The 15,887-nt window shown below is 70.5% G+C and carries 15 protein-coding genes; 9 read left to right on the forward strand and 6 right to left on the reverse strand.

Translation table 11 applies throughout. The features are described 5' to 3' along the window. Window positions 1-30: 30 nt before the first annotated feature. Window positions 31-2,532, reverse strand: a complete 2,502-nt coding sequence (locus HNR30_RS31910) for a DEAD/DEAH box helicase (RefSeq protein ID WP_181613742.1) — start codon at window positions 2,530-2,532, stop codon at window positions 31-33. Between the two features lie 98 nt (window positions 2,533-2,630). Between HNR30_RS31910 and HNR30_RS31915 the strand changes: the two genes are divergently transcribed. Then, window positions 2,631-3,560: a DUF4344 domain-containing metallopeptidase gene (locus tag HNR30_RS31915; protein WP_181613743.1), complete on the forward strand. Its 930-nt coding sequence runs from the start codon at window positions 2,631-2,633 to the stop codon at window positions 3,558-3,560. Here HNR30_RS31915 and HNR30_RS31920 read toward each other — a convergent pair. Then, on the reverse strand, window positions 3,549-4,049 hold the full coding sequence (locus HNR30_RS31920; RefSeq protein ID WP_181613744.1) for a GNAT family N-acetyltransferase: 501 nt from the start codon (window positions 4,047-4,049) through the stop codon (window positions 3,549-3,551). The genes HNR30_RS31915 and HNR30_RS31920 overlap by 12 nt on opposite strands. Continuing rightward, the gene (locus HNR30_RS31925) at window positions 4,046-5,302 is read right to left on the reverse strand and encodes an acyltransferase family protein (protein WP_181613745.1); all 1,257 of its coding nucleotides are present in this window, start codon (window positions 5,300-5,302) and stop codon (window positions 4,046-4,048) included. Before HNR30_RS31925 ends, HNR30_RS31920 begins: the two co-directional genes overlap by 4 nt. Before the next feature lie 156 nt (window positions 5,303-5,458). Between HNR30_RS31925 and HNR30_RS31930 the strand changes: the two genes are divergently transcribed. Next, window positions 5,459-6,721 carry a sensor histidine kinase gene (locus tag HNR30_RS31930; RefSeq protein WP_181613746.1) on the forward strand — a complete coding sequence of 421 codons (1,263 nt, stop codon included), beginning with the start codon at window positions 5,459-5,461 and terminating at the stop codon, window positions 6,719-6,721. Beyond that, a complete protein-coding gene (locus HNR30_RS31935) occupies window positions 6,699-7,346 on the forward strand; it encodes a response regulator transcription factor (RefSeq protein ID WP_181613747.1) in 648 nt (215 codons plus the stop codon). The genes HNR30_RS31930 and HNR30_RS31935 overlap by 23 nt, the downstream gene beginning before the upstream one ends. A 78-nt stretch (window positions 7,347-7,424) precedes the next feature. Here the strand turns inward: HNR30_RS31935 and mihF are convergent, their stop codons facing one another. From mihF to HNR30_RS31950, 3 genes are all read right to left on the reverse strand, one after another. Continuing rightward, window positions 7,425-7,730: an integration host factor, actinobacterial type gene (gene mihF, locus HNR30_RS31940; RefSeq protein ID WP_181613748.1), complete on the reverse strand. Its 306-nt coding sequence runs from the start codon at window positions 7,728-7,730 to the stop codon at window positions 7,425-7,427. A gap of 102 nt (window positions 7,731-7,832) precedes the next feature. Next, window positions 7,833-8,237, reverse strand: coding sequence for a GlcG/HbpS family heme-binding protein (locus tag HNR30_RS31945; RefSeq protein ID WP_181613749.1), 405 nt, complete (start codon window positions 8,235-8,237; stop codon window positions 7,833-7,835). 124 nt (window positions 8,238-8,361) lie between these two features. Continuing rightward, window positions 8,362-9,495, reverse strand: a complete 1,134-nt coding sequence (locus tag HNR30_RS31950; RefSeq protein ID WP_246379614.1) for an ROK family protein — start codon at window positions 9,493-9,495, stop codon at window positions 8,362-8,364. A 23-nt stretch (window positions 9,496-9,518) separates the two neighbouring features. On the opposite strand from HNR30_RS31950, the gene HNR30_RS31955 reads away from it, so the two are divergent. The 6 genes from HNR30_RS31955 to HNR30_RS31980 all read left to right on the forward strand — a co-directional run bounded on the left by HNR30_RS31955 (window position 9,519) and on the right by HNR30_RS31980 (window position 15,860). Continuing rightward, a complete protein-coding gene (locus HNR30_RS31955) occupies window positions 9,519-10,727 on the forward strand; it encodes an MFS transporter (protein ID WP_344982558.1) in 1,209 nt (402 codons plus the stop codon). 100 nt (window positions 10,728-10,827) lie between these two features. Then, on the forward strand, window positions 10,828-11,835 hold the full coding sequence (locus tag HNR30_RS31960) for a LacI family DNA-binding transcriptional regulator (protein ID WP_181613751.1): 1,008 nt from the start codon (window positions 10,828-10,830) through the stop codon (window positions 11,833-11,835). Next, complete coding sequence (locus HNR30_RS31965) at window positions 11,832-12,743, forward strand: carbohydrate ABC transporter permease (protein ID WP_181613752.1); 912 nt, start codon at window positions 11,832-11,834, stop codon at window positions 12,741-12,743. The genes HNR30_RS31960 and HNR30_RS31965 overlap by 4 nt, the downstream gene beginning before the upstream one ends. After that, window positions 12,740-13,558: a carbohydrate ABC transporter permease gene (locus HNR30_RS31970; RefSeq protein ID WP_181613753.1), complete on the forward strand. Its 819-nt coding sequence runs from the start codon at window positions 12,740-12,742 to the stop codon at window positions 13,556-13,558. Before HNR30_RS31965 ends, HNR30_RS31970 begins: the two co-directional genes overlap by 4 nt. Before the next feature lie 17 nt (window positions 13,559-13,575). After that, on the forward strand, window positions 13,576-14,886 hold the full coding sequence (locus tag HNR30_RS31975; RefSeq protein WP_181613754.1) for an ABC transporter substrate-binding protein: 1,311 nt from the start codon (window positions 13,576-13,578) through the stop codon (window positions 14,884-14,886). Window positions 14,887-14,891: 5 nt separating this feature from the next. Further along, window positions 14,892-15,860: an ADP-ribosylglycohydrolase family protein gene (locus tag HNR30_RS31980; RefSeq protein WP_181613755.1), complete on the forward strand. Its 969-nt coding sequence runs from the start codon at window positions 14,892-14,894 to the stop codon at window positions 15,858-15,860. The last annotated feature ends 27 nt before the right edge of the window (window positions 15,861-15,887 follow it).

Genomic DNA, 15,887 nt, shown 5'->3' on the forward strand with positions numbered 1-15,887 from the left:
GCCAGTCCGTTCCGGCACACGCCTTCGTCGTCACAGCCGGTTGAGCCCCAGGACGTGCACGACCGCGCGGCCCTCCTCGTCGGAGGCGGCCAGGTCGATCTCCGCGTCGAAGCCCCAGTCGCCGTTGGTGTCGGGGTCGAGGACGACCTGCCGCACCTTCCACAGGCCCGTCTCCTCGGTGATGCGCAGCAGGTTGGGCCCGCGCGCGTCGCCGTCCATGATGATCTCGTCGTGCTCGTCGTAGTAGGCGTCGAGCATGGCGCCCCAGTCGCGGTCGGGGTAGAGCTCCTCCAGCTCCTCCTGCCGGTCCATGGCGGCCAACTCGACCAGGCGGAACATGGCGTTGCGCACCAGGACGCGGAAGGCGCGCGGGTTGCCGGTGACCGGGCGCACCTTGGTCTCGAGCTCCTGCTCGCGCTCCAGCGCCTCGGCGGGGTTGGCCAGTTTCTCCCACTCGTCGATGAGCGAGGAGTCGACCTGACGCACCAGTTCGCCGAGCCATTCGATGAGGTCGACCAGGTCGTCGGTCTTGAGGTGCTCGGGGATGGTGCGCGACAGCGTGCGGTAGGCGTCGGCCAGGTAGCGCAGGACCGTGCCCTCCGAGCGCGGCAGCTCGTAGAAGGAGATGTACTCGGTGAAGGTCATCGCCCGCTCGTACATGTCGCGGATGACCGACTTGGGGCTGACGGTGTAGTCGGCGACCCACGGGTGGCCGCGCCGGTAGGTCTCGTAGGCGCCCAGCAGCAGGGTCTCGAGCGGCATGGGGTACATGACCTCGGCCAGGAGCTCCATGCGCTCGTCGTACTCGATGCCGTCGGCCTTCATCTGCGCCACGGCCTCGCCGCGCGCCTTCTTCAGCTGGGCCGACAGGATCTGCCGCGGGTCCTCCAGGATCGACTCCACGATGGAGACCATGTCGAGCGCGTAGGTGGGCGACTCGCGGTCGAGCAGGTCCATCGCGGCCAGCGCGAAGGTGGACAGCGCCTGGTTGAGGGCGAAGTCCTCCTGCAGGTCGATGGTCAGCCGGGCGCGGCGGCCCTGCTCGTCGGGCTCGGGCAGCTGCTCGACGATGCCGCCGGCCAGCAGCGAGCGGTAGATGGCGATGGCCTGGCTGATGTGCCGCCGCTGCCACTTGCGGTCTTCGTGGTTGTCGGTGAGCAGCTTCTTCATGGCCTGGAAGCAGTCGCCCGGCCGGTTGATGACGGCCAGCAGCATGGCGTTGCTGACCTTGAAGCGCGAGCCCAGAGGCTCGGGCTCGGCCTCCTGGAGCTTGGCGAAGGTCTCCTCGCTCCAGCCGACGAAGCCCTCCGGCGGCTTCTTGCGCGCGTAGCCGCGCCGCCGCTTCGGGTCATCGCCGATCTTGGCCAGGGCCTTGGCATTCTCGATGTCGTGCTCGGGCGCCTGGCAGGAGACGTAGCCGATGGTGTCGAAGCCGGCGCGTCCGGCGCGTCCGGCGATCTGGTGGAACTCGCGGGCGCGCAGGCGGCGCACCTTGTTGCCGTCGTACTTCGACAGCGCGGTGAACAGCACGGTGCGGATCGGCACGTTGACGCCCACGCCCAGCGTGTCGGTGCCGCAGATGACCTTCAGCAGGCCCGCCTGGGCCAGGCGCTCGACCAGACGGCGGTACTTCGGGAGCATGCCCGCGTGGTGCACGCCGATGCCGTGCCGTACGAGACGGGACAGGGCCTGGCCGAACTTGGTCGTGAACCGGAACCTGCCGATCATCGTGGCGATGGCCTCCTTCTCGGCCTTCGAGCACATGTTGATCGACATCAGCGACTGCGCCCGCTCCATCGCCGCGGCCTGGGTGAAGTGCACCACGTAGACCGGGGCCTGGCCGGTGGAGAGCATCTCCTCCAGCGTCTCGTGCAGGGGCGTCATGCGGTAGGAGTAGATCAGCGGGACGGGACGCTCGGCGTGCTTGACCACCGCCGTGGGGCGGCCGGTCCGCCGGGCCAGGTCCTCCTCGAACATGGAGACGTCGCCGAGGGTGGCCGACATCAGCACGAACTGCGCCTGCGGCAGCTCCAGCAGCGGCACCTGCCAGGCCCAGCCGCGGTCGGGCTCGGCGTAGAAGTGGAACTCGTCCATGACGACCTGGTGCACGTCGGCACGCTCACCGTCGCGCAGCGCCAGGTTGGCCAGGATCTCGGCGGTGCAGCAGATGATCGGCGCTCCGGCGTTGACCGAGGCGTCGCCGGTCATCATGCCGACGTTCTCGGTGCCGAAGATCGCGCACAGGTCGAAGAACTTCTCCGAGACCAGCGCCTTGATCGGCGCGGTGTAGAAGCTGCGCTGGTCCTTGGTCAGGGCCGCGAAGTGGGCGCCGGCCGCCACCAGTGACTTGCCCGAGCCGGTCGGGGTGGCCAGGATCACGTTGCTTCCCGAGACGACCTCGATGAGCGCCTCCTCCTGCGCCGGGTAGAGCGTCAGGCCGCGTTCGGAGTTCCACTCGGCGAAGGCCGAGAAGATGTCGTCGGGGCTGGCGTCGATGTCGTCCGGCAAGCGGTCAATGAGGAGGTTGTCCACGCGTCCATAATCTCACCGACTTAACCGAGCCCAGTCAGGACACCGATCTCACCCGACCCCAGCGGTGACAAGATGAGATCGTCTGATTACATACCGCTATGAGACTGATCGTGCTCGGCGTGCTGGCCCTGTCCCTGGCCGCCTGCGGCAATCCGCCGCAGCGGGCGGCCACGGGCGCCTCCGCCACGCCGTCGGCTTCCGGCCAGGCGGGCGGCAAGAGTGTGCCCAGCCCCGTGTCCACCTTCCGCTTCACCGCCGGCTACGAGGCGCCGGGCAACCGCGACCTGCTGAGCGCCGAGAAGCTGATGAAGGACCACGACCTGATCCAGCAGTGGACGGACTCGGCCAACACCAGCTTCGTCCCGCCCGTCAACGTGCCGATCACCGGCATGCAGTGCGACACGGTCAACGCCTTCTACAACCCCGACGACAAGTCGATCACCATGTGTTACGAGATGGCCGGCTATCTCAAGCAGCTGTTCGCGCAGCCGGAGCAGGGCGAGCAGGCACCGGGCACGGACGCGGTGGACGCGCGGGTCGTCGGCGCGCTCAACGGCATCTTCTTCCACGAGCTGGGCCACGGCCTGATCGACCTGTACGACCTGCCGACCACCGGCAAGGAGGAGGACGCGGTCGACCAGCTGTCGGCGCTCGTGCTCATCGGAGCGGCCGAGGAGAGCAAGGACTACACCGGCATCATCAGCATGATGGACGCCTGGGGCCGCATGGCGCAGGCCGAGGACGGCTCGCTGGGCAAGGACGTCTTCGCCGACGAGCACTCCCTCAGCGGCCAGCGCTTCTACAACGTCATGTGCTACCTGTACGGCTCCAACCACAACGCCTTCCTGCCGCTGGTGTCGGAGGGGGACCTGCCGGTCGCCAGGGCGCAGCGCTGCGAGCACGAATACGCGAAGATGGCCGATTCGTGGAGCCGGCTGCTGCAGCCGTACCTGCGCACCGACCTGCCGAGCCCTTCGCCGACGCAGCTGTCGCGACCACCCGCCGCGCCCAGCCCGTCAGGAAACTAGCTCCCGCTGGTAGATCACCACGTCGACCCAGCGCCCGAGCTTGAATCCCACCCGGTCCAGCCGCCCTGCCTCGGTGAAGCCGTGCCGCAGGTGCAGCTTCGCCGAGGCGGCGATCCCCGTGTCGGCGATCATGGCGACCATCTGGCGGGCGGGCGTCGCCGCGCACCCCTCGATCAGCGCCGCCAGCAGCCGCCCGCCCAGCCCGTGCCCGGTGGCCTCGGGCGCCAGATAGATCGTGTCCTCGACGGTGTGACGGTAGGCGGGCTTGGGCCGGTACTGGCCCGCGTAGGCGAAACCCAGCACCCGGCCGTCCGCCTCGGCCACCAGGAACGGCATCCCCGCGGCCGTGACGGCGCCCGCCTTGGCCCTCCAGGCGTCCAGGTCGGGGGCCACCTCGTCGAAGGTGGCCACCGTCTGCGCCACGTAGTGGGCGTAGATGTCCCGCACGGCTGTCAGATCGTCGTCACGCAGGGGGCGAATCAGGCTCATACCGGCTGATTGTTCCGCACTCGCGGCAGCGTGATCAGCAGACCCCCGCCCAGAGCCGCCACCGCCAGGAGCGGGGCCACCCCCGGCGCGAAGCCGGTGACCGTGAGCGTCAGCAGCGCGCCGCCGACCAGCACCGACGCCGCCAGGGCGGCGCCCCAGCCCAGGGCGCGGTACGGCAGGGCGGGCGGCTCCTCGAAGCGCGCGAAGGCCCGCAGGAGCCCGGCCATCACCAGCGACAGCAGGGCCAGCCACAGCGGCCATCCGGCGAACCAGCCGCCGCTGAACGGCTGCGGCGTCTCCACGCCCGCCAGGACCACCACGATCCCGGTGACGGCGAACAGGGCGGGCATGTGCCACAGGTAGACGGTCATGATGCGCGGCCCCGCCCACGTGACGAGCCGGTCGAGCGGCAGGCGCAGGATCCACGGGCGCAGCAGCGTGAACAGGCCGATCTGGCCGGCCGAGACCGCCAGCATGGCCAGCGTGGGCGGCGCCATGTTCGACATCTCGGCGCCCGGCAGCCCGATCATGCTGCCCGGGTAGGGGCCGAAGGCCACCAGCAGCGCCGCCGTGCCGTACCCGGCCAGGGCCAGCACGCCGGGACGGCGCAGCAGGCCGTCGCGGTAGAGGAAGCCGAGCTGGTGGACGGCGAGCCAGACGAAGACGATGTTGAGGTAGCCCAGCGAGTCGACCCCGGTGCCGAAGCGCAGCAGGTCGGTGGCGACCGCGCCGAGGCCGAGCACGAGCGGCACCCGCGCGCCGAACCGTTCGTGCAGGCGCATCAGCAGCGGCGTCGCGGTGACGGCGATCAGGTAGACGGCCAGGAACCACAGCAGCTGCCCGGTCAGCTTGGCGCCGGTCTCCAGCGGCTGCTCCGGCACGCCCAGCGTGGCCAGCAGGTGGGGGAGCGGCAGCCAGACGGCGGCCAGCGGCAGCAGCGGCCAGGCCAGGCGCCGCAGCCGCACCCCCAGCCACATCGGCGCGGTGCCCGCGGCCCTGCGGAAGCTGATGGCGTTGGCCGCGCCGCCGGCGAAGAAGACCAGCGGCATGACCTGGCTGATCCAGGTGATCACCCAGACGCCGGGCGTGGCCAGGGCGTTGCCGGTGGCCAGCCGGGCGCCGTCGTAGGCGAGCACCGGGATGCTCCAGTGCTGCAGCACCACCAGCGCCATGCCGAAGATCCGCAACACGTCGATGAAGGGATCGCGGCGGGCGGACGCCTGCCGTACGGGGCGATCGAGGAGAACCGTCATGGCCACAAATCTGGCGTTTCGGCACGTCGGGCACAGTCACGCAGACTGCCGTCTTGAGGTCAAGATCCCCTCACCCCCGTGGTGGGGCCAGCACTACCGCGACCTCGCCTGCCTGCCGGGTCGCTGCGGTTGATCGAGCGCCGTAGCGTTGAGGCCATGCGTTCCCGGATGCGGCGAGTCCTGCTCGACTCGCGATACCTGATTGTCGGTTTCCCCGCCGCCGTGCTCGGCTTCGCAATGCTGATCACCGGTTTCGCCGCGGGCGTGGGCACCGCGGTCGTGTGGATCGGGGTGCCGATCCTGGCCGGCACCCTCATGCTCGCCCGCGGCCTGGCCGACGCCGAGCGCAGCTGGATGGCCGACGTCATGGACAGGCCCCCCGTGCGGCCCCGCTACAAGGCGGCACCCGCCGGGGCCGGCGCCTTCCGCCGGCTGGTCAACCCGATGACCAGCGGGCAGTCGTGGCTCGACCTGCTCCACGGCATCCTGCTGCTGCCGATCGCGATCATCGGCTTCGTGCTGACCGTGGTGGCATGGGCGATCCCGCTGACCGGGCTGACCTACCCGCTCTACGGCATCGTCACCTCGCGCATCCCCGGCAACACCGACCTGGCCGAGCTCATGGGCCTGGGCGAGGGCTACTGGGTCAGCGTCGGCGTCTACGGCGTGATCGGCCTGCTCGGCCTGCTTCTGATGCCGTTCCTGATCCGCGGCGGGGTGCTGCTGCGCGCCGGATACGGCCAGATCCTGCTCACCCGCGTCGCCGAGCTGCAGGAGCGGATCGAGGACCTGGCCGAGGGCCGCGCCGCCGCGGTCTCGGCCGAGGCGGCCGCGCTGCGCAAGCTCGAGCGCGACATCCACGACGGACCCCAGCAGCGCCTGGTCTCGCTGGCCATGGAGTTGTCGCGGGCCCAGCGCCAGATGGCCAAGGACCCCGAGGCGGCGCGCGAGACCATCACCAGCGCCATCACCGCCACCCGCGAGACCCTCGACGAGCTGCGCGCCCTCTCGCGCGGCATCGCCCCGCCGATCCTGGCCGACCGCGGGCTCGCGCCCGCCCTCGCCGCGCTTGCCGGCCGCTGCACCGTCCCCGTCGACCTCGACGTCCAGATCGAGGGCCGCTTCCAGGCCTCGGTGGAGAACGCGATCTATTTCGTCGTCGCCGAATGCCTCACCAACATCGCCAAACACAGCCGCGCCACCCTCTGCGCGATCACGCTCAGCCGTACCGGAGACTCGTTGTTGCTCACGATCGGCGATGATGGGGTCGGCGGCGCGCACGTCGCCAAGGGACATGGCCTGGCGGGCCTGGCCGATCGTCTCCGCGCAGTCGACGGGGAACTGGCGGTCCAGTCACCCGACGGCGGGCCGACGATGATCGTGGCGGAGGTGCCCTGTGCGGGTGGTGGTGGCCGATGACGCAGTCCTGATCAGGGAAGGGCTCGTCAGGCTCCTGGAGGAGTTCGGCAACGAGGTGGTGGCCACCGTCGGGGATGGTCCGTCGCTGGTGCAGGCCGTCCAGGAGTACAAACCCGACGTTTCGGTCGTCGATGTACGCATGCCGCCCTCGTTCACCGATGAGGGCCTGCGGGCCGCGGTGGAGGTCCGCCAGAAGGTGCCCGGAGCGCCGGTGCTCATCCTGTCGCAGTACGTGGAGGTGTCGTATGCCGATGACCTCCTGGCCGATGCCCACGGGGCGGTCGGCTACCTGCTCAAGGACCGCGTCATCGACGTGGAGGAGTTCCTCGAGGGGCTGCGGCGCGTCGCCTCGGGCGGAACGGTCTTCGATCCGCAGGTGGTGTCGCAGCTGATGGTGCGACGGCGCAAGAACGACCCGCTCGCCCAGCTCACCCCGCGCGAGCGGGAGGTGCTCGGGCTGATGGCCGAGGGCAAGTCGAACCCGGCCATCGGGCGCCAGCTGGTGATCAGCGACGGCGCCGTGGAGAAGCACATCCGCAGCATCTTCGCCAAGCTCGGCCTGCATGCGGAGGATTCCGACCAGCATCGCCGGGTGCTGGCCGTGCTCGCCTATCTGCGGTCCTAGCGCGCCGGGGGAGGGTGGGGGAGCCGGGTGCTCCCCCACAACCGCCAGCGGCCCTAGAACCCCCGGAAAACTGCTTGTCTAGCCGAGCGCGTCGACAAGCTTCTTGCGCTGCTGAGCGCCCAGACCACCCAGGCGACGCTTCTCGTCGACGCCCGCCTCCTCCATGAGGGCGGTGGCCTTGGCGGGACCGATGCCCTTGACCGCACGCAGCGCCTGGGAGACCTTGATCTTCTTGGCGATGTCGTCGTCGCGCTCAAGGAGCTGGGCGAAGGTCAGCTCGCCCGACTTGACCTTGGCCAGCAGAGCGGTGCGCTCGGCACGCGCCTGGGCGGCCTTCTCCAGAGCCGCCTTGCGCTGCTCAGGGGTCAGCGTGGGAAGTGCCATCGTGTATCTCTCCTCGGGGAGTTTCGTTCCGGGACTCTGTTACCCGTATTGCAACGGCTAATCATGGCGGATACCAGCGGCTTGCGTTGCCGAAAGCGCATCTCAGCGGGTTCGCCATACCAGAGCCGCCGCTTCGGCGCACGAGACGTCCTGCGCGACGGTGCCTCCGCTGACTCCCACACCGCCCGCGACGCGGCCGTTCTCCCCCTGGTCGGACCACAGGGGCAGGCCTCCGCCCAGGCAGACGAACCGGTCGCCCGGCAGGCCCGCGAGCTCGCCTCCCGGCTTGGTCAAATCTGCCAGAACCGCAGTTGGGACGCGGTTTGCCACCGACGTGTACGCCTTGCCGGGCGCGAGGACGGGGCCGGCGATCGCGGCCCCGTCCATACGCTGGAAGGCGACCAGATGGCCGCCGTCGTCGACCACGGCGACGGCGATCTTGGCGCCCTCCCGGCCGGCCTGCTTGACGGCGGCCTCGCACATGCGGAGGGCCAGTTCCAGGTCCACATAACCCCCAAAAACACATTGATCGCCTCTATCCGTACCGCTCCGCTCGCCGGACCGCAAGGATGCGCTCTGACCTGCGGTTTTCCGGCATCGGAGCAGCTGAACCGACCGAGGGGTACGTGGTCTACATCACACTCTGCATCCGGGCGTGTCGCCACGCCTCGACGCGTCCAGGGGTGAGGAATCCGTCGAAGACCGACTCCATCGCCCCGATCAGCGGCCCGCGCCACCCCAGCTCCGACGCCACCACCCGGGCGGGCGCCTCGCGGTGCATGCCCATGAGGGCGCGCAGATAGGCCGTGCGGAAGGAGCCGGGCTCCAGCAGGTCGCCGCCGAAGCCGGAGACCGACACCAGGTCGGGGTCGTGCGCGTTGACCAGCGCGCCGATGCCGGACCCCAGCGCCGAGGCCACACGCTCGACCGCGCGGCGCGCGGGGGCGTCCGTCCTGGACAGCACCTGCTCGGCCTCCGCCCGGCCGTGGCCCTGGCCGTACGGCAGGCCCAGGTGCCTGAGCAGGGCGTTGGCGCCCACCTGGAGACTCCAGCAGCCGGTGGCGCCGCACAGGCACGGCTCGTCGCCGGGGACGAGCGGCATGTGGCCGTACTCGCCCGCCCGGCCCGTCGCGCCCGTCACCGGCCAGCCGTCGATCAGGAGGCTGCCGCCGGGGTCGAAGGCGACGTGCAGGTGCAGGCCGACCTTCGTGCCGCGCAGGGCGCCTCGCCGTGCCTCGGCCAGGCCCGCCAGGCGGGCGTCGTTGCCGACGGTCAGGGGGGTGGCGCCCAGGCCGAGCAGTCCGGCCACGTCGACCTCGCGCCAGCCGAGGTGGGCGATGTCGACCCGCTCGCCCTGCCGTACGGGGCCCGCGATGGCCAGGCCGACGCCGACGGTGCGGCCGGTGACCAGGGTGCGCAGGACCTGCCCGAGCGGATGGAGCGCGCCTTCCGGGGTGCGGTCGTGGGCGCGCGTCTCCACCGTGCGCGCCGCGCCGCCGAGCTCGCAGACGGCGATCTCCCACTCGTCCTCGCGCAGGTCCACGGCGAGCGCCTGGGGGCCGCCGGGATGCGCGCCCGGCACCATGGTGGGCCGCCCGCGCCCGTGCTCGGCCGCGGGCGACTCGATCAGCAGCGAGGCGGCGGCCAGCTCGCCGACCAGCACCGACGCGGTGCCGCGGGCCAGCTCCAGGTCGCGGGTCAGCTGCGCCCGGGTCCTGGTCGCCCCGCCCTCGTGGACGGCGCGAAGGAGGCGAACCCTATTCAAAGCTCGCAAATCACCACTTACGGTTGGCATCACTCTTCCATTATGCTCTAGTCGTGAACATAAAGCGGGCCCGTCTGGGCGTGTTCGGGTACTTCTTCCTCCTCGGTTTGATGGTCGGTTTCTGGGCCGCGGGCCTGCCGTCGCTCAACCAGCGGCTCCAGCTCGGCGAGGGCCGCCTGGGCGTGGTCCTGCTGCTGGTGTCGTTCGGCGCGCTGGGCTCGATGCTGATCGCCGGCCAGCTCGTCGACCGGTTGTCGAGCAGGCGCATGAGCCAGGTCGCCGCGCCCCTGTGCGCGCTGGCGCTGCTCGGGCCGGCGCTGGCGCCCGACTACGTCACGCTGATGGTCTCCGCCGTCGTGCTGGGCCTGGGCATCGGCGTGGTCGAGGTGGCCATCAACACCCACTCGGTCGAGGTCGAGCACCAGTACGGCAGGCCGATCATTTCGGCCTTCCACGGCACCTGGAGCCTGGGCGGCGCGGTCGGCGGCGCGATCACCTCGATCGCGCTGGGCCTGGGCGCCGACCCCCAGACGTTGCTGGTCTCCGCCGCCCTGGTGATCCCGCTGCTCTTCCTGACGCTGGTGGGCACGCTGCTCCCGCCCCCTGAGCCCGCCGCCGAGCAGGAGGGCGAGGGCAACGGCCGCAGGATCCCGTGGGGCCTGGTGCTGATCCTCGGCGTGGCCGCCTTCGCCGCGCACCTGTCGGAGGGCGCCGCCATGGACTGGACCGGCCTGCACAGCTCGAACATCCTCGGCGTGGACCCGGCCATCGCGCCGATCGCCTTCACGATCTTCTCGACCGCCATGACGGTCGTGCGCTTCGTCGGCGACCCGGTGCGCGCCAGGCTGGGCAACGTCACCACCGTCGGCCTGGCGGGGGCCATCGCCACCGGCGGATACGTGCTGGTGCTGCTGTCGCCGGTCTTCGGCGGGGTGGCGCTGGCCTGGATCGGCTGGGGCCTGACGGGCGTGGGTCTGGCGACGGTGATCCCGGTGCTGTTCAGTGCGGTCGGCGCCTCGGGCGGGTCGGTGGGCAAGGCCCTGGCGCTGCTGACCGCCTTCGGCTACACCGGCCTGCTGATGGGGCCGGCCGTGCTCGGCTTCGTGGCGGAGGCGACCTCGCTGCGGATCTCGCTCATCATCCCGGCCGTCTTCGCCGCCATCATCGCGCTCGCGGGAGTGCCCGCGCTGCGCCGCCTGCCCTCGGCCACGAAGGTGCCCGCCAAGGTGTGAATCGTCGCGTTATGTAGCTGTGACTTGACCCCCAGGTTACCGACGGGTTTCATGGGGCCAGCACAGTAAACGTTTACAGTACGGCTGAAAGGGGCTCCCGGTGCCCGACGGACCCACGATCACCACGATCGCCGAGCACGCCGGGGTCTCGATCGCGTCGGTCTCGAGAGTCCTCAACGGCCTGCCCACCCGGCCCGAGACCGAGCGCAAGGTGATGCGGGCCGCCGACGAGCTCGGATACGTGCGCAACGCCGTCGCCCGCTCCCTCAAATCACGCCGCACCCACCAGATCGCCTTCGCCATGGCCGACATCGGCAACCCGGTCTACCTGGCCATGGTGCGCCAGATCCAGCCGGTCCTCAAGACAGCAGGCTACCGGCTGGTGCTCCACTCCACCGACGCCGTCGTCGCCGACGAGATCGACGTGCTGCGCAGCCTCGGCGAGCGCTACGTCGACGGGCTCATCATGAGCCCCATCCGCGTCACCGACGACCACCTGAAGATGATCGAGAACGCCCGCGCCCCCGTCGTCATCATCGGCCTGGTGCCCGACGGCACCGCCGTCGACAACGTGCGCGCCGACTCACGCGAGGGCGTGCGGCTGGCCGTCGGCCACCTGCACGAACGGGGCAGGCGGCGCATCGGCTTCCTCAACGGCCCGCTCGACACCGTGCCCGGCGCCGCCCGCGACGCCGCCTTCCGCGAGGCGCTGGAGGAATGCGGCCTGCCGTACGACCCGGCGCTGGTCGAGGTCGGCGACTTCTACCGGGAGGCCGGCGCGCAGGCCGCGCGGCGGCTGCTGGAGCGCGACGGCGACGTCGACGCGCTGATGTGCGCCAACGACCTGATCGCGCTCGGCGCGCTCGATGTGCTGCGCCAGTACGGCAAGCGGGTGCCGCAGGACGTGGCGGTGGTCGGCATGGACGACACCGACCTGGCCGCCGCCTCCTGGCCGACGCTGACCAGCGTCTCGCTCGGCTCGGCCGAACGCGGCCGCGCCGCCGCCCAGCTACTGCTCGCCCGGCTCGAGGACGGCGGACGCGCACCCACCGTGGTGACCGTGCCTCCCCGGCTGATCGTGCGCGAGTCCACCTTGGAGACCTCATGACGGCAACGGCCACGCGGCCGGTCCGCACCGCCTCGCGCGGCCCCTCGCCGGCCTCGCGGCAGCGGCGCGAACTGCTCGTGCTGATGCTGCCCGCGCTCGTCCCCGTCGTGCTGTTCAGCGTCGGGCCGCTGCTGTACGGCATCGCGCTGGCCTTCACCGACGCCAGGGCCGGGCGCAACGTCGAGTACGGCTTCAACGGCCTCGACAACTTCACCCGCCTCATGGGCGACGGCGCCTTCTGGCAGGCGATGGTCACCGGCCTGATCTGGGCCGTCTCGGTGACCGTGCTGACGTTCCTGTTCGGCCTGGGCCTGGCCCTGCTGCTCAACGAGAACCTGCGTTTCCGCGGCTTCGCCAGGGTGCTGGCCGTGGTGCCGTGGGCGATGCCGCCGGTCGTCATCGGCCTGATGTGGCGCATGGTCTACCACGCCGACGCCGGCATCCTGAACGGCATCCTCGGCACCGACATCGACTGGCTGGCCGACTTCACCTTCGTGCTCCCGGCGATCATCCTCATGGGCGTGTGGAGCGGCATGCCGCAGACCACCGTGGTGCTGCTCGCGGGCCTGCAGAACGTGCCCGCCGAGCTCTACGAGGCCGGGAAGATCGACGGAGCGGGCAGCTGGCAGCGTTTCCGCAACATCACCCTGCCGCAGCTCAAGCCGGTCATCGTGGCCATCACCTCGCTCGACTTCGTCTGGAACTTCAACCAGTTCAGCCTGATCTGGGTGCTCACGCAGGGTGGACCGGGCGGCCGGACGACACTGCCGATGGTCTTCGCCTACCAGGAGGCCTTCCGCTACGGCCGGTTCGGCTCCGCGGCCGCCTTCGGAGTGGTGATCATGATCGTGGTGCTCGCCATCCTCGGGGTCTACCTGTGGCGGCAGATGAGGGAGGCCAACGCGTGAAGCGGCCCCTGCAGTACCTCGCGCTCGTCGTCTACGTGGTCTTCCTCGGCTTCCCGCTGGTGTGGCTGCTGTCGACCAGCCTCAAGACACCACGCGAGATGGCCTCCACCGACCCGTCGTGGATCCCGGCCGACCCCACCTTCGCCAACTTCATCGACGCCTTCGGCGAGCAGGACCTCATCGGCGCCGCCTTCCGCAGCCTGGTCGTGGCGCTGTTCAGCGCCCTGCTGACCGTGGCCCTGGCGTTGCCTGCCGCCTACGTGATGGCCAGACACCGGGGCCTGGCCAGCCGTGTGGCGACCGGATGGGTGCTGGTCAGCCAGGTCTTCCCGTTCATCCTGATCATCATTCCGCTCTTCATGGTGCTGCGGAACCTGGAGCTGACCAACACGCTGACCGGCCTGGTCCTCGTGCACGTCACCTTCACGCTGCCGTTCGCGCTGTGGATGCTGCAGGGCTACGTGCGTGCCGTACCCCGCGAACTGGAGGAGGCCGCGTCGGTCGACGGGGCGGGACGGGTGCGCTCCATCGTGAGCGTGGTCGCCCCGCTGCTGGCACCCGGCGTGGTCGCCACCCTGCTGTTCTCGTTCATCTCCTCATGGAACGAGTTCCTCTTCGCGCTCGTGGTCCTGCGCGACCCCGACGTGATGACCCTGCCCCTCACCCTGGCCCGCTTCACCGGGCCGGAGGGAGTGGCCAGGCTCGGCCCGCTCGCCGCCGCATCGCTGATGGCGACGATCCCCAGCCTGATCTTCTTCGCAATCATCCAACGGCGGCTGAAGTCCGGCCTCATGGCCGGAGCCGTCAAGGGCTAGTTCGGAGGTCTCCCCATATGCGCATCACATCCGCTCTGGCGGCAGCGGCGGTCCTCGCCCTGTCGGCCGCATGCGGCAGCGGCGGCTCCACCGGAGCCACCGGCGGCGGCACCGCCTCCGAGGCGCCCGCAGAACCCGTCAAGCTGAACTTCCTCTCGCTGGCCTGGCAGAAGGAGTCCATCGAGGCCAACAAGGCCCTGGTGGACGAGTGGAACAAGAACAACCCGACCATCCAGGTCACCTACGTCCAGGGCAGCTGGGACAACGTCAACGACCAGCTCGTCACCCAGTTCGAGGGCGGCGGCGCCCCCGACGTGATCCACAACGACTCCCCGGCGCTGTCGGGCTTCGCCACCCGCGGCTACCTGCTGGACCTGAAGGACAAGCTGCCGGCCGAGCTCAAGAGCGACATCCCGCAGCCCGCGTGGGACACCGTCACCTTCGGCGCCGAGGGCGGCGTGTACGGCGTGCCGTTCCTGCAGGAGTCGCAGGTCATCATCGCCAACAAGAAGCTGCTCGACGCGGCGAAGGTGCGCGTGCCCACCGCGGACAACCCGTGGACGTGGGACGAGTTCGCCGAGGTCAGCAAGAAGCTCACCAAGGACGGCGCCTTCGGCGTCGCCTGGCCGATGAAGTCGCCGGTCAACAAGACGCTGAACCTGGCGCTCAACTTCAACGGCACCTTCTTCCAGACCGGCGCCGACGGCAAGTCCACCGTCAAGGTCGGGCCCGAGGAGAAGGAGGTCCTGCAGCGGATCTACAACCAGATCCACGTCGACAAGTCCGCCGACCCCAAGACGCTCGGTATGGGCACCGCCGACCCGCTGCCCGGCTTCTACAAGGGTGAGTACGCCATGCTCCCCGTCGGCGTCTACCTGCGCCAGCAGGTCGCCGAGCAGGCTCCGGAGGGCTTCGAGTGGGTGACGCTCCCGCCGCTCAAGGGCACCAGCTCCAACCAGGGCGCGGTCTCCCAGACCCTGTCGGTCTCGGCCGACAGCAAGAACCCCGACGAGGCGCTGAAGTTCATCTCCTTCTTCCTGAACGGGCCGAACCAGGCCAGGCTCGCCAAGGGTGACTGGCTGCTGCCCACCTCGCAGAAGGCCGCCACCGACCCGTCGATCACCGGCGCCGAGAACGGCTGGGACGTCGCCACCGCCTCGGTGAAGAACCTCGTCGTCGCGCCCTTCCTCAAGGTCAACGGCTACGACGAGTGGAAGTCCAAGGTCGCCACCCCGGTCCTGCAGGAGTACTACGCCGGCAAGATCTCCCTCGACGACGCGGCCAAGCGGCTCGTCGAGGAGGGGAACAAGGTCCTGGAGCGGTACTGATCTTGATGGACTACCGGGACCGTGCCCGCGGGTGTCTCCTCGGCCTGGCCGCAGGAGACGCCCTCGGGGCACCCGCAGAGAACCTCACCCCCGCCGAGATCGTCGCCCGATGGGGGCGGCTCACCGAGATCTCGGGCGGGGGCACGGACGACACCGAATACGCGATCTTCGCCGCCTCGCTGCTCGTCCGCCACGGCTTCGCCCTCACCCCGGCTGACGTCGCCGCCGCCTATCGGGAGCGGGTCCTGCCCCTCGTCGCGGGACCCATGAAGGGGGCCGGCTTCTCGGAGCTCGGCACCGTCACGGCCCTGCGGCGCGGCCTGGAGCCGCCGCTGACGGGCGCGTCGCACTTCCACGGCTGGTCCGACGGGCTGGCCATGCGGGCCGCGCCCTACGGAATCTTCGCCGCGGGCGACCCACTGGAGGCCGCGCGGCTGGTCGAGCAGGACGGCCTGGTCAGCCACGCGGGCGAGGGCATCACCGGCGGCAGGGCCGTGGCCGCCGCGGTGGCCGCCGCCATGACCGGCGCCCCGCCCTCCGAGGTGGTGGCGTCCGCGTTGTCGGCGATCCCGGCCGACTCGTGGACGGCCAGGAACGTGGAACGTGTGGTGGCCCTGACGGCCTCGCCGGAGGGGCCCGCGCTGGTCGAGGCCCTGCACGAGGCGGTCGTCGTGCCCCACTACCCGTGGACCGACCTCGCGCCCGAGGCGGTGGCGCTCGCCTTCGCCGCCTACCTGCACGGCGAGGGCGACGTCGAACGGTCGGTGACCTTCGGCGTGAGCCTCGGCCGTGACGCCGACACCATCGGCGCCATCGCCGGCGCCCTGGCGGGAGCGGGACAGGGCGAATCGGGGGTCCCCGATCGCTGGGCGAGCAAGATCGGTAGCGTTGCGGGCAAGAGCCTGCCCGCCGTCGCGGGCAGGCACGTGCTGGACGTCGCGGACGAGTTGATCGCGGCTCGGGGAGGACGGTAAGTGTCGGGGAACACGTCAGTGGGCGGC

This window comes from Nonomuraea soli (assembly GCF_013761175.1).
Taxonomy (GTDB): Bacteria; Actinomycetota; Actinomycetes; order Streptosporangiales; family Streptosporangiaceae; genus Nonomuraea; species Nonomuraea soli.